Origin of the sequence: Streptomyces sp. TBY4 (genome assembly GCF_024213195.1) — a bacterium.
Classification (GTDB): Bacteria; Actinomycetota; Actinomycetes; order Streptomycetales; family Streptomycetaceae; genus Streptomyces.
Window position 1 is genome coordinate 42503 of sequence record NZ_JANAVF010000015.1, and the last position, 21532, is coordinate 64034.

A 21532-nucleotide genomic window follows, 5' to 3' on the forward strand; every position below is an offset into this window, starting at 1 on the left:
TCCGATGCCGTGCCGGGGGTCCGGTCAGATGGCGCCGGCGCCGCCGCCCGCGTTGTCGCCCGCGTCGAACTGGCCGGCGGGGACCATCGCGCCGGTGCTCCGCTTCGACTTGCGCAGCCGGCCCTCCAGCCAGGAGGCGAAGGAGGTGAGGGCGAAGTTCACCGCGATGAAGATCACCGCGATCACGATCAGGGTCGGGATGATGTTGCTGTAGTTCGCCGAGATCTGCCGGTACGTGGAGAGCAGTTCGGCGTAGCCCAGCACGGCGCCGCCGATCGCGGTGTCCTTGAGGATCACCACGAGCTGGCTGACCAGCGCGGGCAGCATCGCGGTCACCGCCTGCGGGATCAGGACGTAGGTCATGACCTGGCCCTTGCGCATGCCGATCGCCTTCGCGGCGTCGGTCTGGCCCCTCGGGAGCGACTCGACGCCGGCCCGGACGATCTCGGCGATGACCGCGGAGTTGTAGAGGACCAGCCCGGTGATCACCGCGTACAGCGGTCGCACCGCGGAGTCCACGCCGGTGTACTGCACGTAGAAGGCGGAGCCGAAGAGCATCAGCATCAGCACCGGGATGGCCCGGAAGAACTCGACCCAGGCCCCGACGGTGCTGCGTACCCACGAGTGGTCGGAGAGGCGGCCGATGCCGAGCAGGGCGCCGAGCGGCAGCGCGATCACCATGGCGATGGCGCCGGCCCGCAGGGTCTCGCCGAGTCCCGGGAGCAGGAACGTCGTCCACACCTGGCCCTCGGTGAAGGGCTTCCACTTGTCGGCGTCGAGCTGGCCCTTGTCCGCCAGGGAGGACAGCACCCACCACGTGACGGCGGCGGCCACCACGAGGAAGATGCCGCTGTAGATCCAGTTGCGCACCTTGGCCTTGGGGCCCGGGGCGTCGTACAGCACCGAGGTCATCGCTTCACCGCCACTCGCTTGGCAACCCAGCCCAGGAGCAGGCCGGTGGGCAGGGTCAGGAGGACGAATCCGAGGGCGAAGACGCCGAAGACGGCGAACAGGTCCTGCGGCTCGTTCTCGACCATCTCCTTCATCAGCAGCGCGGCTTCGGCCACGCCGATCGCCGCGGCCACCGTGGTGTTCTTGGTGAGGGCGATCAGCACGTTGGCGAGCGGTGCGACGACCGCGCGGAAGGCCTGCGGGAGCACGATCAGGGTGAGCGTCTGGAGGAAGCTCATGCCCAGGGCGCGGGAGGCCTCGGCCTGGCCGACCGGGACCGTGTTGATGCCCGAGCGGATGGCCTCGCAGACGAAGGTGCCGGTGTAGGCGATGAACCCGAGGACCGCGAGACGGAAACCGATCTCCTTGAACGTGCCGCCGCCCAGGGTGACGCCGAGGGTCAGGGCGAGGCCCTGCGAACAGCCGATGATCAGCACGGTCAGCGGGGTGTTGCGCACGAGGTTGACGTACGCGGTGGCGAAGCCCCGCATCAGCGGGACCGGGCTGACCCGCATCCCGGCCAGTACGGTGCCCCAGATCAGGGACCCGACGGCCGAGTAGAGGGTGAGCTGAACCGTCACCCAGAAGGCTCCGAGCACGTCGTAATGCCCGGAATCAAGAAAATCGAACACGATGGCCTGCGCTCTCCCCAGGATGGCCAGGTTGGCCGGTGGGACACGGCGCCGCCCGCAACAGGCGGGCGGCGCCGTTCCTCACCGATGGATCGGCCGGCGGACCGGCCGCCGGGTCAGCTGCCTTCGGTGACCGCGGGGGCCGGCTCCGCCTTGTAGCCGGCCGAACCGAAGTTCTTCTCGACGGCCGCGGCCCAGGCGCCGTCCGCCTGCATCTTCTTGATGGCGGCGTTGACCTTGGTCTGGAGCTCCTTGTCGCCCTTCTTCAGACCGATGCCGTAGTTCTCGTTGCTCAGGCTCAGCCCGACCAGCTTGAACTTGCCCTTGTTCTTGTCCTGCGCGGCGTAGCCGGCCAGGATCACGTTGTCCGTGGTCAGGGCGTCGAGGGCCTTGCTCTCCAGGCCGGTCAGGCACTCGGAGTAGCCGCCGACCTGCTGCAGGTCGGCCTCGGGGGCCAGCTTGGTCTTGACGTTCTGCGCCGACGTGGAGCCGGTGACCGAGCAGAGCTTCTTCTTGTTGAGGTCCTCGGCCTTGGTGATCGAGGTGTCGTCGGCGCGGACCAGCAGGTCCTGGTGCGCGAGGAAGTACGGGCCCGCGAAGTCGACCCGCTCCTTGCGCTTGTCGTTGATCGTGTAGCTCGCGACGACCAGCTTCACGTCACCGTTGGAGATGAGGTTCTCGCGCTCGGCGCTGACGGCCTGCTTGAACTCGATCTTGTCCGGCGCGTAGCCGAGCTCCTTGGCCACGTACGTGGCCACGTCCACGTCGAAGCCCGTGAACTTGCCCTCGGGGGTCTTGAGGCCCACACCGGGCTGGTCGAACTTGATGCCGATGACGATCTTGTCGTCCTTGGCCCCGCCCGATGCGCCGGCGCTGCCGCCGGGCTTGGTGCTGTCGCCGCCACAGGCGGTCGCGGTCAGGGCGAGAGCAACGGCGACGGCGGCGGCCGCGCCGACCTTGGAGAGCTTCATGGTGAACTTCCCTCGAAGTGAGACGTGATACGTGAGACAGGCGTGAAGCGGGACGTGCGACGTGCTGGACGACGATCCGTCACCGGATCACTACCAGATGCGAAGCTCAGTGGTGCAGGATCTTCGAGAGGAAGTCCTTGGCGCGGTCGCTCCGCGGGTTGCTGAAGAACTGCTCGGGCGTGGCCTCTTCGACGATCTTTCCGTCGGCCATGAAGACGACCCGGTTGGCGGCGGAGCGGGCGAAGCCCATCTCGTGCGTGACGACGACCATGGTCATCCCCTCCCGGGCGAGCTGCTGCATGACCTCCAGCACCTCGTTGATCATCTCCGGGTCGAGGGCCGAGGTGGGCTCGTCGAAGAGCATCACCTTCGGGTCCATCGCCAGGGCGCGGGCGATCGCCACGCGCTGCTGCTGGCCGCCCGAGAGCTGCGCCGGGTACTTGTCGGCCTGCGAGCCGACGCCCACCCGGTCGAGGAGGGACTTCGCCTTCTCCAGGGCCGCCGCCTGGTCCGTCCTGCGGACCTTCAGCTGGCCCAGCATCACGTTCTGCAGCACCGTCTTGTGGGCGAAGAGGTTGAACGACTGGAAGACCATGCCCACATCGGCACGCAGCCTCGCCAGCGCCGCGCCCTCCGACGGCAGTTGCTTGCCGTCGACCGTGATGCTGCCCGAATCGATCGTCTCCAGGCGGTTGATGGTCCGGCACAGCGTGGACTTGCCCGACCCCGAAGGGCCGATCACCACGACGACCTCACCGCGGGCAATGCTCAGATCGATGTCCTGAAGCACGTGCAGCGCGCCGAAGTGCTTGTTGACGTTGCTCAGCACGACCAGGTCGTCCGCGGCACCGGCCGCGTCCCGCACGTCCTTGGTCACTGATACTCCGCTCATCGGCTTGTGGCTCCGTCCTCCTCGGTTGGGAGGACAGTAGTGACGTGGCGCGCACAGCGTCAGTACATCTGAGGGAGAATTGAGCATAACGATCCGGCCTCGCACCGATACGCTCCGTACCCGCGGGTGCCCGGCACCCGCAGTGGCCGTACCGGGTGCATAACGGAACCGGCGACGGACCGGAACCGTCTTGACGTGGGACTCCGGATCGGCGTGGATGCTTGGTGGCCCATGATGACCACCGGGCGAACGCCGAGAGATCAAGAGATGGAGAGGGGGACGACATGAGACTGCTGCTCGTCGAGGACGACGACCACGTCGCCGCCGCCCTGTCCGCGATCCTCGCCCGGCACGGCTTCAAGGTCACCCATGCCCGCAGCGGCGAGGAGGCCCTGCAGGCCCTGCTGTCGGCGGGCTCCCCGCCCGTGGCCTCTCCGTACGGGGTGATCCTGCTCGACCTCGGCCTGCCCGACCAGGACGGGTACGAGGTGTGCGGCAAGATCCGCAAGCGCACCAGCACGCCCGTCATCATGGTCACCGCGCGGGCCGACGTGCGCTCCCGCATCCACGGGCTCAACATGGGCGCCGACGACTACGTCACCAAGCCCTACGACACCGGCGAACTCCTCGCCCGCATCCACGCCGTGGCCCGGCGCACCGGCGTCTCCGAGGAGAGCGCCGCCGCCGGACCCGCGGGCACGCCCGGCGTGGTCAGCCTCGGGGCCGTCGGCATCGAGCTGTCCACCCGCCGGGTCAGCGTGGACGGTGTCGACGTGGCGCTCACCCGCAAGGAGTTCGACCTGCTGGCCCTGCTCGCGCAGCGGCCCGGCGTGGTCTTCCGTCGCGAGCAGATCATCAGCGAGGTCTGGCGCACCAGTTGGGAAGGGACCGGCCGGACCCTGGAGGTGCACGTGGCCTCGCTGCGGTCCAAGCTGCGCATGCCGGCGCTCATCGAGACCGTCCGCGGCGTGGGGTACCGGCTCGTCGTACCGCCCGCGGCGGCGGCCCCCGGCCCGCCCGCCGCCTCCGCCCCGCCCGCCGTCTAGCGGCCACCCGTCGTGCGCGCCCGTCTGCTCCCGCTGCTCGTCGTCCTGATGGCGGGCGTCCTGCTCGCCCTCGGCTTCCCGCTCGCGGTGGCCCTGGCCGCGGGGCAGCAGCAGCGGGTGGTCGTCGACAGGATCGACGACGGGGCCCGCTTCGCGGCGCTCGCCCAGTTCGTCATCGACGCCGAGAGCTCGATGTCCAGCGGAGCCGACGAGCGCCGCGAGACCCTCCAGCACGAACTGGCCCGCTACCAGGAGCTGTACGGGATCCGCGTCGGCATCTTCCGCCGGGACGACAACGCCATCGCCCGGTCCCCCAGTTGGTGGGAGCTGCCGCAGAAGGGGGAGGGGCGCGAGGCCTTCAAGCAGGCGCTCGCGGGACGGCGCAGCCACGACCCCGGCCAGGTGTGGCCCTGGCAGAGCCACGGCAGGCTCATCGTCGCCTCCCCGGTCGTCCTCGACGGGGACGTGGTCGCCGTGGTCGCCACCGAGTCGCCCACCGACCAGATGCGCGCCCGGATCCTGCGGGGCTGGCTGCTCATCGCCGCCGGGCTCGGCGCGGCCATGCTCGTGGCCTTCGGCGCCGCCCTGCGGCTGACCAGCTGGGTGCTCAAGCCCGTGCAGACCCTGGACGCCGCCGCGCACGGCATCGCCACCGGGCGGATGAACTCCCGGGTCGCGGCGGGCGGCGGGCCCCCGGAACTCAGGCGGCTGGCCCGCTCGTTCAACGAGATGGCCGACAACGTCGAAGAGGTGCTGGAACAGCAGCGGGCCTTCGTCGCCGACGCCTCCCACCAGCTGCGCAACCCCCTCGCCGCGCTGCTCCTGCGGATCGAGCTGCTCGCCCTCGAACTGCCCGAGGGAAACGAGGAGATCGCCTCCGTACGGACCGAGGGGAAGCGCCTGACCCAGGTCCTGGACGACCTGCTCGACCTGGCGCTGGCCGAGCACGCCACCGCGGAGATCAGCCTGACGGACATCGCGGGTCTGGCCGCCGAGCGGGTGACCGCCTGGCGCCCGTTCGCCGAGGAGAAGGGCGTCCGGCTCACCGGGACGGGGCGCAGCGCCGCCACCGGCTGGGCGGACCCGATCGCGCTGTCCAGCGCGCTCGACGCCGTCATCGACAACGCCCTCAAGTTCACTCCGCAGGGTGAGGCCGTCGAGGTGTCGCTCTCCGTGGAGGGCGACCGGGTGCTGATCGTGGTCGCCGACCGCGGCCCCGGGCTCACCGAGGAGGAGCTGCTCCGGATCGGCGACCGGTTCTGGCGCAGCGGACGGCACCAGAACGTCAAGGGCTCCGGGCTCGGCCTCTCCATCGCCAGCATCCTGCTCGGCGCGGGCGGCGGCTCCCTCTCCTACGGGAAGAACCCGCCGCACGGGCTGCGCGTGACGGTGGCCGTGCCGCGCACCGACCCGCGCTCCGAAAGTCCCGTCCCGGCGGGCTGGAAGTCCTGAATCCGGGGACACAGGTACTCATGCGCTCCTGTGCAGTTGACGGAAGAGATCGAGCCGCTCGAAGCTGAGACAGCTAATGCGGTTTAGTTCCTTCATGCAAGGAAGTGCGCGGAAATGGACAGCGGAATCACCGTCACGTCGGTCACCACCCCGGCCCTCTTCGGCGGACCGCCCGACGACCCCGCGCAGATCGTCCGCGTGCGCATCCGCAGGACGCGCCCGGCCGGCCCGCTGCACGTGGCCGTGCAGGGCGACGGCATCACCACCCCGCACCCCCGCATCGTGCGCGCCGACACCGCCGAGGCCTACGCGGGCACCGACGCCCGCGCCGATCTGGCCAGCGACGGGGGTCCCGGTCCCGGCTCCGGCTCCCGTCCCGTCCCCGAGTCCACCGTCGAGGTCGCCGTCCGCACCCCGGACGCCGCCCCCGGCACGGTCCTCCCCGCCGTCGTCCGCGTCACCACCCCCGACGGGCGGCCGCTCGCCGAGCTGCCCTTCGGCCTGGTCGTCGCCGAGCCCGGCTGGACCGTCCGGCTCGTCCCGCATTTCCACTACGACCCCATGTGGTGGAACACCCAGGCCGCCTACACCGCCCTCTGGGACGCACCCCTGAAGCCCGGCGAGGGCGAGCGCGGCTGGGAGTACACCGGCGTCCCGGCCTTCACGCTGATCCCCCTCCACCTCCAGCAGGCGCGCGAGGACCCGGCGTACCGCTTCGTGCTCTCCGAGGTCGACTACCTCAAGCCCTACTGGGACACCCACCCCGCCGAACGCGCCGAGCTGCGCGCGCTGATCGCCGAGGGCCGCGTGGAGATCGTCGGCGGCACCTACAACGAGCCCTCCACCAACCTCACCTCCGCCGAGACCACCATCCGCTCCGCCGTGCACGGCCTCGACCTGCACCGCGGCACCCTCGGCGCCGATCCGCGCACCGCCTGGCAGCTCGACGTCTTCGGCCACGACCCCTCCTTCCCCGCCCTGATGGCCGGCGCCGGACTCGACTCCGCCGTCCTCGCCCGCGGCCCCCACCACCAGTGGGGCCCGATGATGGACACCTGGGGCGACCCGCTGCGCGCCCCCGCCGCCATGCAGCTGCCCGCCGAGTACGAGTGGATCGCCCCGAGCGGGGAGGGCCTGCTCCTGCACTACCTGCCCGCGCACTACTCCGCCGGCTGGTTCTCCCACCAGGCCCCGGACGCCGGGGCCGCCGCCGAACAGCTGCTGGAGCTCTACGAACTGCTGCGGACCGCCGCCGCCACGAAGAACGTCCTGATCCCGATGGGCACCGACTTCTCCTGGCCGCACCGCTGGGGTCTGGACGTGCAGCACGCCTGGAACCGCCGCTACTGCTGGCCCCGCATGGAACACAGCGGCCCGCGCGCCCACTTCGACGCCGTCCGCGCCGAACTCGCGGCGCGCGGGGAGCAACCGCTCCCGGTCACCCGGGAGATGGGCCCCGTCTACACCGGCAAGGACGTCACCTACGCCGATGTGAAGCAGGCGCACCGGGCCGCCGAGAACCTCCTCGAACAGGCCGAGACCTTCGCCGCGCTCGCCTGCGCCGAAGGGCTCACCGACTACCCCGCGCAGACCCTGGACAAGGCCTGGCGCCACCTGCTGCACGCCGCCCACCACGACGCCGTCACCGGGACCTTCTCCGACCAGGTGTACCTCGACCTGCTCCCCACCTGGCGCGAAGCCCGGGAACTGGCCGCCGGAGTACGGGAGGAGGCGCTCGCCGCGCTCACCTCCGAGGCCGACACCCGGGGCCCCGGACCGCTCGCCGTCACCGTGCACAACCCGGTCTCGTGGACCCGTACCGACCTGGTCCGCACCCGCGTCGAACTGCCGGCGCTCGGCCTCGCCGAGGACCGCGACGCCGCCCGCATCACCGTCCTGGACGAGGCGGGCCGCGCGGCGCCCGTCCACGTCGAGGCCGTGGCCGGCGGCACCGCCGAACTGGCCTTCCTCGCCGAGGACGTGCCCTCGCTCGGCCACCGCACCTGGTGGCTCGCCGCCTCGGAACTGCCGGTCTCCGGCGGCTGGGAGCCGGCGCCCGGCCACACCGCGGAGAACGAGTTCCTGCGCGCCGAGGCCGATCCCGCGCGCGGCGGGGGCCTCGCCCGGCTGCTGGACCGGCGCACCGGACAGGAGCTCCTCACCCGCGGCGAGGTGGACGAGCTCGTCGTGCAGGAGGAGTACGACAAGCACCCCTACTTCGAGGAGGGCCCCTGGCACCTGCTGCCCAAGGGCCCGGGCACCGGTTCCGGCGCCGGGCCCGCCGAGTCCTGCCGTGCGGAGCGCGGGCCGCTCGGTGCGCGCCTCGTGGCCACCGGGCGGACCGGGCCCGTGCGCTGGACCCGGACCACCACCCTGTGGGACGGCCTGGACCGGGCGGAACTCACCACGACGGTGCACGCGTTCGAGGGCTCCGACCAGCTGCTGCGGCTGCGGATCCCGGCGGACGTGCCCGGGGCCCTGCCCGTCGCCGAGACCGCGGCGTCGGCGGTGGGGCGCGGGTTCGCCTTCCCCGAGGCGGACACCGGGGCCGACCGCACCAGGGCCCCGTGGACCCTGGACAGCCCCTGCCTGAACTGGTTCGCGCTCTCGGCGCCGATGACCGGACCGGGCGGCCGTGCCCTGGGCGCGGCGGAGATCGTCCTCCCGGACGCCGGGGCTCCGGAAGGCCTGCGCGAGCTGGTCACCGCCCTCGGCCGGCACGGGGTCACCGCGACCCCGACCCGGGCGGCCGGGCCGCGCTGGGGAGACCTGGCGGTGGACAGCAGCCTGCCCGACTTCCGCATCGCACTCGGCGGCCCCGGGGAGAACCCCTTCACGGCGGCCCTGCTGGAATCGGCCGGTCCCGCCCACGAGAAGGCACTGCGCGAAGCCCTACGGGAACACGGGCAGGTCTGGATTGCGGCCCGCGCGGGGCTCCGCTCGCTCTGGAGCCCCGGCTGCGACCTGACCGGGCTCCGGGACCTGCCGGTCCTGGTCCACGCCGGGCCCCCGGAGCAGCTCGCCCGGGCGGTCGCCGCGTCGGGCCGCATCGACGCCCCGGCCCCGGCCCCGGCCCCGGAGGCGGACGCAGCGGGCGCGCACGGGGCGGCGTACCCGCACGAGGAGCCGTACGCCGGCCGCACGGTCGGGGTCCTGGTGCGCGGCACGCCCAGCTTCGCCGTCGACACCGCCGGGCGGCTGCACAGCACCCTGATGCGGTCCTGCACCGGCCGCCCGAGCGGTGAGTGGATGGACCCTCCGCGGCGCACCGCCCCCGACGGCAGCTCCTTCCAGCTCCAGCACTGGACCCACGTCTTCGAGCACGCGCTGGTCGCGGGCGCCGGGGACTGGCGGGCGGTCGATCTGGCGCGCCGCGGACGGGAGTTCAACAAGCCGCTCACCGCCGTCACGGCCGCCCCCGGTACGGGACCCCGACCGTCCGCGCGCTCGCTGCTCGGCGTGGAGCCGGCCGACCGGGTGCTGATCGAGACGGTGAAGCGGGCCGGCGGCTCCGGCGACCGGGGCCGGGGCGACCTCGCCGTCCGGCTGCGCGAGACGCACGGCCGCCCGGCGATGGCGCAGACCCTGTGGCCCACCGATCCGGCGGCCGGGGCAGACCTGCTGGACCGCCCCACCGGGTTCTTCGAGGGGCAGGTCCAGGGCGCCGCGACCACCACGCTCCTGATGCTCACGGAGTCCGGCATGCCGCTGCGGGAGGGCGAACGGGAGCCGCACCAGCCGGTGTTCAGCCGGTACTGGCTGCACAACACCGGGACGGCCCCGCTCGGCGCCGCCCCGTACACGGTGACCTGCGACGGAATCCCCTCCGGGGCCACGGTCACCCTCGCCGCCCACGGGCAGGCGGACGGCGGCCCGGTCGGTCTGGAGGTCCGGGCCCCGGAGGGCTGGACCACCTCCTGGACCGGGTGGCGGACCGAACTCCCGGCCGGCGGCCACGTCTCCCGCCCGCTCACCGTGGAACCCGCCGCCGGGGCGCGGCCCGGCGAGCACCTGGTCCGGATCCTCGCCACCACCCCCGCGGGCACCTTCGAGGACGTCCTCACCGTCACCGTCCCCGGCGGCCCGGCCGGGGTGCCCGCCGGGCTGTGGGTGGCCGCGCCGGAGCCCGTCGTGACCGTCGCCCCCGGCGGGCGGGCCGCCGTACGGGCCCGGATCGGCTCCACCGGCATCCGCACCGCCCTGACGGGGCAGGCGTACGCCGTCTCCCCGTTCGGCACCTGGGACATGACGGCCCCCGCCGTGCGGCCCGTGGAGGTCCCGGCGGACGGAGAGACGCAGGCCGTGTTCGAGGTGCGACCGCCGCTCACCACCCCCGCCGGGGAGTACTGGATCGTGGTCAAGGCGGTCTGCGAGGGCAGGATCGCGTACGGTCCGGCCATTGCCGTCCACGTCAGCGAGGGATGAGACAGGCCATGGCCCGCAGACCCACCATCAAGGACATCGCCCGCCAGGCCGGGGTGTCGGAGAGCGCCGTCTCCTTCGCGCTCAACAACCGGCCCGGGGTCTCCCAGGACACCCGCGCCCGCATCCGGCGGGTCGCCGAGGAGCTCGGCTGGCAGCCCAACAGCGCCGCCCGCGCCCTCTCCGGGGAGCAGTCCGGCGCCGTCGGCCTGGTCCTCGCCCGGCCCGCGCACACCCTCGAGGTCGAGTCCTTCTTCCTCCAGCTGGTCTCCGGCATCCAGGAGGTCCTGGCCGCCGGCCGGATCGCCCTGCTCTTCCAGGTGGTCGAGGACCTCGACGCCGAATGCGCCGTCTACCGCCGCTGGTGGGCCGAGCGGCGCGTGGACGGGGTCGTCGTCGTGGACCCGAGGACCGACGACCCGCGCCCCGCCCTGCTCGACCAGCTCGGCCTGCCGGCCGTCACGGTGGGGGAGGCGGGGCCGGAATCCGGCCCCGCGGTCCTGTCCGCCGTCCGGGCCGACGACGCCGGAGCCATGGCGCAGGTGCTCGACCACCTGTACGGGCTCGGCCACCGCCGGATCGCGCACGTCGCGGGACTGCCCGGACTCGCCCACACCGAGCGCCGGATCGCCTCGCTGCGCGCCGAGGCCGGGCGGCTGGGCCTGGGACCGGGGGAGGTGCGCTCGGTCACCACCGACTACTCCGACGCCGAGGGGGCGCAGGCCACCCGGCGGATCCTCGCCGAGCCGCGGCCGCCGACCGCGATCGTCTACGACAACGACGTCATGGCGGTGGCCGGCGTGGCCGTCGCCTCCGAGCTGGGCATCCCGGTCCCGGGCGGGCTCTCCGTCGTGGCCTGGGACGACTCCGCGCTCTGCCGGGTCACCCGCCCCCGGCTCACCGCCCTGGTCCGCGACACCGCGGGCTTCGGCCGGCTCGCCGCCGAGGAGCTCCTCGCCGTCCTCGCGGGCGGGCCGCCGAGGTCCCGGGAGAGCGAGCTGCCCAGGCTGGAGCCCCGCGAGAGCACGGCGCCGCCGCCGGGTGCATGACGGCCGCGCCGCCCGGCGCATGAGGACGGCCCCGCCGTCGGCCGCATACTGAAACCGACCCCTTCCTGGAGCGCCACCGTGACCCCTGTGCCCACCCCCACCTCCGCATTCCCCGCCCCCCGCGCCGGTGCGCCGGCCGACTCCGGGCCGACGGTCGCGATCGACATCGGCGGTACGAAGATCGCCGGAGCCCTGGTGGACCGCGACGGCGCCATGACGGCCACCACGCGCCGGCCCACCCCGCGCGGCGCCGACGGGGACACCGTGTTCGCCGCCGTCGCGGAGGTGGTCGCGGAACTCGCGCGCTCCCCGCTGTGGGCCTCGGCCGTCCGGTGCGGGATCGGCAGCGCGGGCCCGGTGGACTCCGCGCTCGGCACCGTCAGCCCGGTCAACATCGGCGCCTGGCGGGGCTTCCCCGTCCAGGCCCGGGTGGAGGCCGAGCTCGCCCGGCACGGGCTGCGGATCCCGACGGTGCTGGCCGGCGACGGGGTGGCGATGACGGCCGCCGAGCACTGGCTGGGCGCCGCCCGCGGGCACGCCAACGCCCTGTGCATGGTGGTCTCCACCGGGGTCGGCGGCGGACTCGTCCTGAACAACCAGCTGCACCCGGGCCCCACCGGGAACGCCGGTCACATCGGCCACATGAGCGTCGCCTTCGACGGCGAGCCCTGCGCGTGCGGAGGCCGCGGCTGCGTGGAGTCCCTCGCCTCCGGCACCGCCATCGCGGCCTGGGCCCTGGCCCGGGGATGGGTCCCGGCCGGGGACGCCACCGCGGCCGGGGTGGCCGCCGCTGCTGCCGCGGGCGATCCCGTTGCCCTGGCCGCCTTCGACCGAGCGGGCCGGGCGCTGGCCGCCGCTATCGCGGCGACCGCCACCCTCGTCGAGACCGACATCGCCGTCATCGGGGGAGGCGTCGCCGCCAGTGGGGACATCCTCTTCGGGCCGGTCCGGGAGCACCTGGCCTCGTACGCGACCCTGTCCTTCGTCAAGGACCTCCAGGTCGTCCCGGCGACGCTGGGCACCCACGCGGGCCTGATCGGGGCCGCCGCTGCGGCGACGATGCTGCTGCCGTCGTGACGGCGGCCGGCCGGGGCAGGCAGGTACGCCCTACGGCTTGACCGAGCGGTAGTAGCGGGCCGCGCCCTCGTGCAGCTGCAGGGGATCCGTGTAGATGGCCGTCCGCAGGTCCACGAGCTGGGCCGCGTGCACCTTGCTCCCGATCTTGTCCCGGCTGTCGATCACCGTGCGCGTGAACTGCTCCGTCAGCTCGGTGCCCGTGTCCTCCCGGGTCACCAGCAGGTTCGGCACCGCGACGGTGGACACCGCCGAGGTGTTGCGGGCGCGGTCGTAGGCGTCCTGGGGCATCACCGCCGCCCGGTAGTACCGCGCGGGGCTGCCGCTGGCCTGGAGCGCCTCCACCAGGTCGCCGAGCTGCACGAGCCGGATCTCGAACCGCTCCGAGAGTTTCTCCACGGCGTTGGTGGGCAGCCCGCCCGACCAGAAGAAGGCGTCGATCCGGCCGGCCTCCAGCTCCGCCGGCACCGTGTCGATGCCGATGGCCACCGGGGTGACGTCGCGCACCGGGTCCAGCCCCGCGGCCGTCAGCATCCGCTCGGAGATCAGCCGCACCCCCGAGCCCTCCTGGCCGACGGCGATCCTCTTGCCCCGCAGGTCCCGGGCGGACTGGACGGGGGATCCGGCGGGCACCACGAGCTGGACGTAGTCGTCGTAGAGGCGGGCCAGCCCGCGCAGCCGGTCCGCTCCGGGCTTCCGGTCGACCTGGTACTTGGCCACCGCGTCGGCCGTCGCCACCGTGAAGTCGGCCTCGCCCGCGGCCACCCGCTGCAGGTTCTGCTGCGAGCCCTCGCTGGTCTGCAGGCGGACCCGCACCCCGGGCACGTCCTCGGCGAGCGCCTTCTCCAGCAGCTGGCCGTAGAGGTGGTAGACCCCGGACTGGACGCCGGTGCTGAGGGTGATCCCGCCCGTGACCTCCGGCCGGCCGAAGGGCCGCAGCCACCAGACGAGGGCGCAGAGCACCGCCAGTACGGCCACCAGGGCCCGCAGGGCACGGCGCCTGCTGATCCGGGGCGGTACGAGAGGCATGGCCGCGATCCTGCCACCGACCCGCCGTCCTGTCACGGCCCGCCTGCTCGCTCGCCCGCCCGTTCGGTCCGCCTGCCCGGCCCGGCCCCGGACGCCACGCCCGCCCCTTACCCTTGCTGAGTGAGTACCGAGAGCGGCGAGGCGACTGTTGTGAAAACGTACGAGGTCCGGACGTACGGCTGTCAGATGAACGTGCACGACTCCGAGCGGCTGTCCGGCCTGCTGGAGGACGCCGGGTACGTCCGCGCGCCCCAGGGCTCCGACGGCGACGCCGACGTCGTCGTGTTCAACACCTGCGCCGTGCGCGAGAACGCCGACAACAAGCTGTACGGCAACCTCGGCCGGCTCGCGCCGATGAAGACCAAGCGCCCCGGCATGCAGATCGCCGTCGGCGGCTGCCTCGCGCAGAAGGACCGCGACACGATCGTGGACCGCGCCCCCTGGGTCGACGTGGTCTTCGGCACGCACAACATCGGCAAGCTGCCCGTCCTGCTGGAGCGCGCGCGCATCCAGGAAGAGGCGCAGATCGAGATCGCCGAATCGCTGGAGGCCTTCCCCTCCACGCTCCCGACCCGGCGCGAGTCCGCGTACGCCGCCTGGGTCTCGATCTCCGTCGGCTGCAACAACACCTGCACCTTCTGCATCGTCCCGGCGCTGCGCGGCAAGGAGGAGGACCGCCGCCCCGGCGACATCCTCGCCGAGATCGAGGCGCTCGTCGCCGAGGGCGTCTCCGAGATCACCCTGCTCGGCCAGAACGTCAACGCCTACGGCTCCGACCTGGGCGACCGCGAGGCCTTCTCCAAGCTGCTGCGCGCCTGCGGCGCCATCGAGGGCCTGGAGCGGGTCCGCTTCACCTCCCCGCACCCGCGCGACTTCACCGACGACGTGATCGCTGCGATGGCCGAGACCCCCAACGTCATGCCGCAGCTGCACATGCCGATGCAGTCCGGATCGGACGCGATCCTGAAGGCCATGCGCCGCTCGTACCGCCAGGAGCGCTTCCTCGGCATCATCGAGAAGGTCCGCGCCGCCATCCCGCACGCCGCGATCTCCACCGACATCATCGTGGGCTTCCCCGGTGAGACGGAGGAGGACTTCCAGCAGACCATGCATGCGGTCCGCGAGGCCCGCTTCGCGAACGCCTTCACCTTCCAGTACTCCAAGCGCCCCGGGACCCCGGCCGCCGACATGGAGGGACAGATCCCCAAGGAGGTCGTCCAGGAGCGGTACATGCGCCTGGTCGCCCTCCAGGAGGAGATCTCCTGGGACGAGAACAAGAAGCAGGTCGGTCGCACCCTGGAGGTCATGGTCGCCGAGGGCGAGGGCCGCAAGGACGGCGCCACCCACCGGCTGTCCGGGCGGGCCCCCGACAACCGCCTGGTGCACTTCACGAAGCCCGACGAGGACGTCCGCCCCGGTGACGTCGTGACCGTGGAGATCACCTACGCGGCTCCGCACCACCTCCTCGCGGAGGGCCCGACGGGGGCGGTACGCCGCACCCGCGCGGGCGACGCCTGGGAGAAGCGCAACGCGGCTCCGGCCCAGCCGAAGGGCGTCCTCCTCGGCATCCCGACCCTGGGCGTCCCGGCGCCCCTCCCGGTGACGACGTCCGGCTGCGCGGCGCCCGCCTCCTCCTGACGCGGACCGAGCACCGCGCACCGCTCGGAGGGTGTGAGCCCGCGCCGGAGCACGGGCGGCTACGCTGCGGATCATGCTCGTAGCCGCCGCCGTCTGCCCCGCCCCGCCGATGCTCCTGCCGGAGCTCGCCACGGGCGCCGCCGCCGAACTCGGCGATGCCCGGACCGCGTGTTCCGACGCGCTGTCCGTGCTCGCCGCCTCCCGGCCCGATCTGCTGGTCGTGGTCGGAGCCTGCGACCCCGATCACCACGGTGCCTATCCGCAGGGAGCCCGCGGCACCTTCCGCGGATTCGGCGCCGGCGCCGGGGCCGACGTACGGCTGGGCGAGGGCGAGGAGGGTCCGCGGCTGCTGCCGGCCCCGCTCGCGGTGGGCGCCTGGCTGCTCGGCCGGGCGGGCTGGGGGGCCGCGCCCCTGGAGGGGTTCGGGGTCGCCGGGCCGCTGGACACCGCACGCTGCCTGGAGGCCGGCCGGGAGCTCGCCGCCCGCGAGGAGCGGGTCGCCCTGCTCGTCATGGGTGACGGCAGCGCCTGCCGGTCGCTGAAGGCCCCCGGCTACCTCGACGAGCGCGCCGCCGCCTTCGACGCCGAGGCCGCCCGCGCCCTCGGCGCCGCCGACCTGCCCGCCCTCGCCGCCCTCGATGCGGGACTCGCCGCGGAGCTCCAGGCCGCCGGCCGGGCCCCCTGGCAGGTGCTCGCGGGCGCCGCCGAGGGCGCCGGGCTCGAGGGGCGGCTGCTCTACGAGGACGCCCCGTACGGGGTCGGGTACTTCGTCGCCGCCTGGTCGTAGCGAAGGCGGAACGCACGGAGAAGGGGCGCGGCACCGAGTGGTGCCGCGCCCCTTCGGGGATTCCGGGACCGCGCGTCAGGAAGCGGCCGGCGGTGTCGGCCCGCCGGGAGAGTCCTTGTGCGCGATCTTGCCCAGGGCGTCCTTCGCCTTGTCCGCGCCGCTAGAGATCTGGCCGCTGTACTTGCCCTTGGTCTTGGAGTCGACGGCCTTCGCCACCTTGTCCAGATTCTGGGCGATCTTGCCCTCGTGCTGCTGCGCGAGGTCGCCGACCTTGTCCTTGGCGGGCGCGAGCTTGGCCTTCAGATTGTCCAGCAGGCCCATGGGTCACCTTCCAATAGCGAGGCTACGTGCGGGCACCTTCTGCGGCCTCGCTGTCCGCGCTGACCTCAGCCGTCTGCTGCTTCGGGATCTCGACGGCTTCCGCCGCCGGGCTCTCCTCCGCCACAGCCTGCTCGGTCCCGGCCTCGTCGGCCGTCGCGGACTCCACCGTCAGATCCGCGGAAACGGCCTCTTCGGTCGTCGCCTGGGTCTTGCGGCCGAGAAGCCGGTCCAAAATGCCCATGTCTACTCCTATAACGTTACTCGTGTGAGTGAAGTTCCGCCGTGGGCGGGCCGCCGTACGGCGGGCGTGCGCCCGGCCGGAACCCCGCCAAGGCAACGACCCCGGTCACGTCCCGTCACGTAGCTCGATCGGGTACATGGCGATGCCTTGACGCGGGGCTGCGAGACTGGTGCGGTGAGGAATGCAGCCCCCGCCCCGCGGGTCATCGCCGTCGTAGGACCCACCGCGGCCGGAAAGTCCGATCTGGGCGTAGCCCTGGCCCGTCATTTCGACGGCGAAGTCGTCAACGCCGACTCGATGCAGCTGTACCGGGGGATGGACATCGGTACCGCCAAACTGACGACCGAGGAGCGCGGAGGGGTCCCGCACCACCTCCTCGACATCTGGGACGTCACCGAGACGGCCAGCGTCGCCGAGTACCAGCGCCTCGCCCGCGCCGAGATCGACAAGCTGCTCGCCCAGGGCCGCACGCCGGTCCTCGTCGGCGGTTCGGGCCTCTACGTGCGCGGCGCGCTCGACGCCATGGAGTTCCCCGGCACCGACCCCGAGGTCCGGGCCCGGCTGGAGGCCGAGGTCACCCTGCGCGGCCCCGGAGCCCTGCACGCCCGCCTCGCCGTCGCCGACCCGGCCGCCGCGCAGGCCATCCTGCCGAGCAACGGCCGCCGCATCGTGCGCGCGCTGGAGGTCATCGAGATCACCGGCCGGCCGTTCACCGCCAACCTGCCCGGCCACGAGTCCGTCTACGAGACGGTCCAGATCGGCGTGGACGTGGCCCGGCCCGAGCTCGACGAGCGCATCGCGCTGCGCGTGGACCGGATGTGGGAGGACGGGCTGGTGGACGAGGTCCGCACGCTGGAGGCCGCGGGCCTGCGCGGCGGAGTCACCGCCTCCAGGGCGCTCGGCTACCAGCAGGTGCTGTCCGCCCTCGCCGGGGAGTGCACGGAGGAGGAGGCGCGCACCGAAACGGTCCGCGCCACCAAGCGGTTCGCCCGCCGCCAGGACTCGTGGTTCCGCCGCGACCCGAGGGTGCACTGGCTCAGCGGGGCCGCCGAGGACCGGGGGGAACTCGCCGGACTCGCGCAGTCGTTGGTCGAACGAGCGGTCACAGCCTGATCACGTGATGGCATCGGGACGCCCCGCACGCCCGTCCGGGGCCTGACGGCGTGCCATCATCAAACTCACCACCGGTGCCGTCACCGGCGGTGAGCGACGGCGTACGAAGTCCAAGTGGGGAGGGCGCGTGGCGATGGAGGCCGGCCCTCGTGACACCGGTCGGGACGACACCCGACGGGAATCGGACCCGATGCTGCGCGGCGCCCCCGCCGACGGCGACGGCCCGCCCGATGCGGCGCGGGCGGACACTGACGGGCTCGCCCTGCCCGCGGACGCCGACGGCGGCCTGGGACTGGGACTGCCCGCGGATCCCGCGCGGCTGACCCCCGACGGCCCGGACGCGCCCGACACCGCCGAGGCGGAGGCCGCCGCCGCCCCCGCGTTCGAGGTGGAACTGCGCCCGCAGCGCAGGCTGAGGCTCTGGCAGATCGCCCCCATCGTCATGCTGGGCGCGGCCGGATCCCTGATGTTCGCCTTCCCGCTCGCCTTCGAGTTCGGCGACGGCGGAGCGGTCGTCGCGATGCTCGGATTCCTCATCAGCTGCTGCGCCGGCGGCTGGGGCCTGATGGCCGCGCGCCGCGTGGGCTACGCCCTGCCGGGGCTCCCCGCCCGCGGCTCCGGCCGGCGGCCCGACTGGCGGCTCGCCCTGCTGTACGCGCTGGTCGCGCTGGGGGTCGTAGCGCTCGCGGTGTACCGGGTGGCCCGGCTCCGGTAGCGGCACGGCCCGGCCCGGTGGGCGGACGGCCCGGCTGCGCCGGACACGGGCTCGGTACCATGGGCGGGTGACGCAGACCAGCCTCTCCTTCCTCAAGGGCCACGGCACCGAGAACGACTTCGTGATCGTCCCGGACCCGGACAACGCCATCGACCTGCCGGCCTCCGCCGTGGCGCGGCTGTGCGACCGGCGGGCCGGGATCGGCGCGGACGGCGTGCTGCACGTCGTGCGCTCGGCCGCGCACCCCGAGGCGGCGCACCTGGCCGACGAGGCCGAATGGTTCATGGACTACCGCAACAGCGACGGCTCCATCGCCGAGATGTGCGGCAACGGCGTCCGCGTCTTCGCCCGCTACCTCCAGCACGCCGGACACGTGGAGCCGGGCGACCTGGCCGTCGCCACCCGCGGCGGGGTCAAGCGCGTGCACCTCGACAAGACCGGTGACGTGACCGTCTCCATGGGCCGCGCCGAGCTGCCCGAGGGCGAGGTCACGGTCTCCGTCGGCGAGCGCTCCTGGCCCGCGCGCAACGTCAACATGGGCAACCCGCACGCGGTGGCCTTCGTCGACAGCCTGGACGACGCCGGGAAGCTGCTGGACCCGCCCCCGTACAGCCCGGCCTCCGCCTACCCGACGGGCGTCAACGTCGAGTTCGTCGTCGACCGCGGCCCCCGGCACGTCGCCATGCGCGTGCACGAGCGCGGCTCCGGCGAGACCCGCTCCTGCGGCACCGGCGCCTGCGCGGTCGCCGTGGCGGCCATCCGCCGCGACGGCGCCGACCCGGCGCTCACCGGCGCGCCCGCCACGTACACCGTCGATCTGCCCGGCGGCACCCTGGTCATCACCGAGCACCCCGACGGGCGGATCGAGATGACCGGACCGGCCGTGATCGTGGCCGAGGGCGAGTTCGACCCCGCCTGGCTCACCGAAACGGCATTCGTCTGAAGCTTCCCTCTAATGGGTGATCCATTTCACGCTGAGCGAGAGGTGGACTGCGCCACGTGGTGGGGTCGGTAGCATCAGGCACCGGCCCTGAGGGCTCACCCCATGCCCACCACCGCCGGCCGAAGCCGTCGGAGGTGCCCATGAGTGCAGAGGCCACGAACCCCGAAGCACGTCCCGAAGCGCTCCCTGAACTTCGCAGACGTGGCCGGACCAGGCTTGACCTGCGACGACTCGGACGCGCCGCGCTGCTCGGACCCACGCCCAGGGACCGGCTGCCGGACGCCATCGGCCACGTCGCCGAAGCGCACCGCGCCCACCACCCCGACGCGGACCTGTCGATCCTGCGCCGTGCGTACCTGCTCGCGGAGACCTCGCACCGCGGCCAGATGCGCAAGAGCGGTGAGCCGTACATCACACATCCGCTCGCCGTCACACTCATCCTGGCCGAACTGGGCGCCGAAACCACCACCCTGACGGCCTCGCTCCTCCACGACACCGTCGAGGACACCGACGTGACCCTCGATCAGGTCCGCACGGAGTTCGGCGACGAGGTCTGCTTCATCGTCGACGGGGTCACCAAGGTCGAGAAGATCGACTACGGCGCCGCCGCCGAGCCCGAAACCTTCCGCAAGATGCTCGTCGCCACCGGCAACGACGTCCGCGTGATGTCCATCAAACTCGCCGACCGGCTGCACAACATGCGCACCCTCGGGGTCATGCGGCCCGAGAAACAGGCACGCATCGCCAAGGTCACCCGCGACGTGCTCATCCCGCTCGCCGAACGGCTGGGCGTGCAGGCCCTGAAGACGGAGCTGGAGGACCTCGTCTTCGCGATCCTGCACCCCGAGGAGTACGAGCACACCCGCGCTCTCATCGCGGCCCACGCGGGCGAACGCGACCCGCTCCCCGCCATCGCCGACTCGGTACGGGCCGTCCTGCGCGACGCGGGCATCGCCGCCGAGGTCGTGGTGCGGCCCCGGCACTTCGTCTCCGTGCACCGGATCTCCCTCAAGCGCGGGGAGCTGCGCGGCTCCGACTTCGGCCGCCTGCTGGTCCTCGTGGGGGAGAACGCGGACTGCTACGCCGTGCTGGGGGAGCTGCACACCTGCTTCACCCCGGTCATCTCCGAGTTCAAGGACTTCATCGCCACCCCGAAGTTCAACCTCTACCAGTCCCTGCACACCGCCTTCGCCACCCCCGAGGGGTCCGTGGCCGAGGTGATCGTACGGACCCGGCAGATGCACCGGGTCGCGGAGGCGGGCGTGGTGGCGCTGGGGAATCCGTACACAGCCCTGCCGTCCGCCGAGCAGACCGCCGCGGCCGACTGCGAAGAGGAGCGGGTGGACCCGACCCGGCCCGGCTGGCTGTCGCGGCTGCTCGACTGGCAGCAGTCGGCGCCCGACCCCGACACCTTCTGGGACGTCCTGCGCTCGGAGCTGGCCCAGGACCGGGAGATCACCGTGTTCCGGGCCGACGGCGGCACTCTGGGCCTGCCGGCCGGCGCCAGCTGTATCGACGCCGCCTACGCGCAGTACGGCGAGGCGGCCCACGGCTGTATCGGCGCCCGGGTCAACGGGCGCCTGACCTCCCTGTCCTCCCGGCTCTCCGACGGGGACACCGTCCAGCTCCTGCTCGCGCACGACGCCTCCTCGGGGCCCACCGCCGACTGGCTGGACCACGCGAAGACCCCGGCCGCCCGGATCGCCGTCAGCAGCTGGCTGGAGGCCCACCCCGACGGGGCCCGGCCCGCCGACGCCGCCCCCAGGCCGCCGCTCTCGGTGATCGGCCTGCGCAGCGGCGGGGGCAACGCCGTCGCCGACCTGCCGGACGCCACCGTGCGGCTCGCCGGGTGCTGCACCCCGGTGCCGCCGGACGCCGTCGAGGGGTTCGTCGTACGCGGCGGGGCCGTCACCGTGCACCGGGTCCACTGCGCCACCGTGGCCCAGATGCGGGCGGTGGGGCGTACCCCCGTCGCCGTGCACTGGCGGGCGACCGCGGACTGCCGGGTCACCCTGCTCGCCGAATCGTTCGGCCGCCCGCATCTGCTGGCCGATCTGACCGAGGCCATCGCCCGCGAGGGGGTCGAAGTGGTCTCCGCGACCGTGGAGCCCCCGGTCGAACAGCGGGTCCGGCACAGCTACACGCTGCAACTGCCCGACGCGACGGGCCTCCCGGCGCTGATGCGGGCCATGCGGGACGTGCCCGGGGTCTACGACGTCAGCCGGGCGTGAGCGGGCGGCCCGCCCGACCCCTTTC

General features: G+C 73.2%; 18 protein-coding genes. 11 read left to right on the forward strand and 7 right to left on the reverse strand.

The annotated features are described in order from the left end of the window. Positions 1-24: 24 nt before the first annotated feature. The 4 genes from NLX94_RS29310 to NLX94_RS29325 all read right to left on the reverse strand — a co-directional run bounded on the left by NLX94_RS29310 (position 25) and on the right by NLX94_RS29325 (position 3446). Positions 25-912 carry an amino acid ABC transporter permease gene (locus NLX94_RS29310; protein ID WP_254386125.1) on the reverse strand — a complete coding sequence of 296 codons (888 nt, stop codon included), beginning with the start codon at positions 910-912 and terminating at the stop codon, positions 25-27. Then, positions 909-1583 carry an amino acid ABC transporter permease gene (locus tag NLX94_RS29315; protein WP_254386126.1) on the reverse strand — a complete coding sequence of 225 codons (675 nt, stop codon included), beginning with the start codon at positions 1581-1583 and terminating at the stop codon, positions 909-911. The genes NLX94_RS29310 and NLX94_RS29315 overlap by 4 nt, the downstream gene beginning before the upstream one ends. A gap of 116 nt (positions 1584-1699) precedes the next feature. Further along, positions 1700-2554: a glutamate ABC transporter substrate-binding protein gene (locus tag NLX94_RS29320; RefSeq protein WP_254386127.1), complete on the reverse strand. Its 855-nt coding sequence runs from the start codon at positions 2552-2554 to the stop codon at positions 1700-1702. A gap of 106 nt (positions 2555-2660) precedes the next feature. Next, entirely contained in the window at positions 2661-3446 is a 786-nt protein-coding gene (locus NLX94_RS29325) for an amino acid ABC transporter ATP-binding protein (protein WP_254386128.1), read from the reverse strand. 284 nt (positions 3447-3730) lie between these two features. Here NLX94_RS29325 and NLX94_RS29330 point away from each other — a divergent pair, with 284 nt between their 5' ends. The 5 genes from NLX94_RS29330 (at position 3731) to NLX94_RS29350 (ending at position 12492) form a co-directional block, all read left to right on the forward strand. Then, positions 3731-4492, forward strand: coding sequence for a response regulator transcription factor (locus NLX94_RS29330; protein ID WP_254386129.1), 762 nt, complete (start codon positions 3731-3733; stop codon positions 4490-4492). Positions 4493-4504: 12 nt separating this feature from the next. Beyond that, positions 4505-5944 (forward strand): HAMP domain-containing sensor histidine kinase, encoded by a 1440-nt coding sequence (locus tag NLX94_RS29335; RefSeq protein ID WP_254386130.1) that lies wholly within the window; start codon positions 4505-4507, stop codon positions 5942-5944. Positions 5945-6058: 114 nt separating this feature from the next. Continuing rightward, a complete protein-coding gene (locus NLX94_RS29340) occupies positions 6059-10369 on the forward strand; it encodes an NEW3 domain-containing protein (protein ID WP_254386131.1) in 4311 nt (1436 codons plus the stop codon). 8 nt (positions 10370-10377) lie between these two features. Further along, the gene (locus tag NLX94_RS29345) at positions 10378-11415 is read left to right on the forward strand and encodes a LacI family DNA-binding transcriptional regulator (protein WP_254386132.1); all 1038 of its coding nucleotides are present in this window, start codon (positions 10378-10380) and stop codon (positions 11413-11415) included. Between the two features lie 159 nt (positions 11416-11574). Beyond that, complete coding sequence (locus NLX94_RS29350) at positions 11575-12492, forward strand: ROK family protein (RefSeq protein ID WP_254386251.1); 918 nt, start codon at positions 11575-11577, stop codon at positions 12490-12492. Between the two features lie 30 nt (positions 12493-12522). Here NLX94_RS29350 and NLX94_RS29355 read toward each other — a convergent pair whose 3' ends face one another. Continuing rightward, positions 12523-13518, reverse strand: a complete 996-nt coding sequence (locus tag NLX94_RS29355; protein WP_254386133.1) for a TAXI family TRAP transporter solute-binding subunit — start codon at positions 13516-13518, stop codon at positions 12523-12525. Between the two features lie 120 nt (positions 13519-13638). Here NLX94_RS29355 and miaB point away from each other — a divergent pair, with 120 nt between their 5' ends. Together miaB and NLX94_RS29365 are read left to right on the forward strand one after the other, a co-directional pair. Beyond that, complete coding sequence (gene miaB, locus NLX94_RS29360) at positions 13639-15156, forward strand: tRNA (N6-isopentenyl adenosine(37)-C2)-methylthiotransferase MiaB (protein ID WP_308402573.1); 1518 nt, start codon at positions 13639-13641, stop codon at positions 15154-15156. Positions 15157-15229: 73 nt separating this feature from the next. Further along, positions 15230-15943, forward strand: a complete 714-nt coding sequence (locus tag NLX94_RS29365; RefSeq protein ID WP_254386134.1) for a hypothetical protein — start codon at positions 15230-15232, stop codon at positions 15941-15943. A 75-nt stretch (positions 15944-16018) separates the two neighbouring features. On the opposite strand, the gene NLX94_RS29370 is transcribed toward NLX94_RS29365, so the two are convergent. Both NLX94_RS29370 and NLX94_RS29375 read right to left on the reverse strand, forming a co-directional pair. Further along, positions 16019-16264 carry an antitoxin gene (locus tag NLX94_RS29370; protein ID WP_254386135.1) on the reverse strand — a complete coding sequence of 82 codons (246 nt, stop codon included), beginning with the start codon at positions 16262-16264 and terminating at the stop codon, positions 16019-16021. A gap of 22 nt (positions 16265-16286) precedes the next feature. After that, the gene (locus NLX94_RS29375) at positions 16287-16505 is read right to left on the reverse strand and encodes a gliding motility protein (RefSeq protein ID WP_254386136.1); all 219 of its coding nucleotides are present in this window, start codon (positions 16503-16505) and stop codon (positions 16287-16289) included. A 174-nt stretch (positions 16506-16679) separates the two neighbouring features. Here NLX94_RS29375 and miaA point away from each other — a divergent pair, with 174 nt between their 5' ends. The 4 genes from miaA to NLX94_RS29395 all read left to right on the forward strand — a co-directional run bounded on the left by miaA (position 16680) and on the right by NLX94_RS29395 (position 21507). Beyond that, entirely contained in the window at positions 16680-17618 is a 939-nt protein-coding gene (gene miaA, locus NLX94_RS29380) for a tRNA (adenosine(37)-N6)-dimethylallyltransferase MiaA (RefSeq protein ID WP_254386137.1), read from the forward strand. Between the two features lie 133 nt (positions 17619-17751). Next, a complete protein-coding gene (locus tag NLX94_RS29385; protein ID WP_254386253.1) occupies positions 17752-18333 on the forward strand; it encodes a hypothetical protein in 582 nt (193 codons plus the stop codon). A gap of 67 nt (positions 18334-18400) precedes the next feature. Then, entirely contained in the window at positions 18401-19276 is an 876-nt protein-coding gene (gene dapF / locus NLX94_RS29390; RefSeq protein ID WP_254386138.1) for a diaminopimelate epimerase, read from the forward strand. Between the two features lie 140 nt (positions 19277-19416). Further along, positions 19417-21507 carry a bifunctional (p)ppGpp synthetase/guanosine-3',5'-bis(diphosphate) 3'-pyrophosphohydrolase gene (locus NLX94_RS29395; RefSeq protein ID WP_254386139.1) on the forward strand — a complete coding sequence of 697 codons (2091 nt, stop codon included), beginning with the start codon at positions 19417-19419 and terminating at the stop codon, positions 21505-21507. Positions 21508-21532 lie beyond the last annotated feature (25 nt).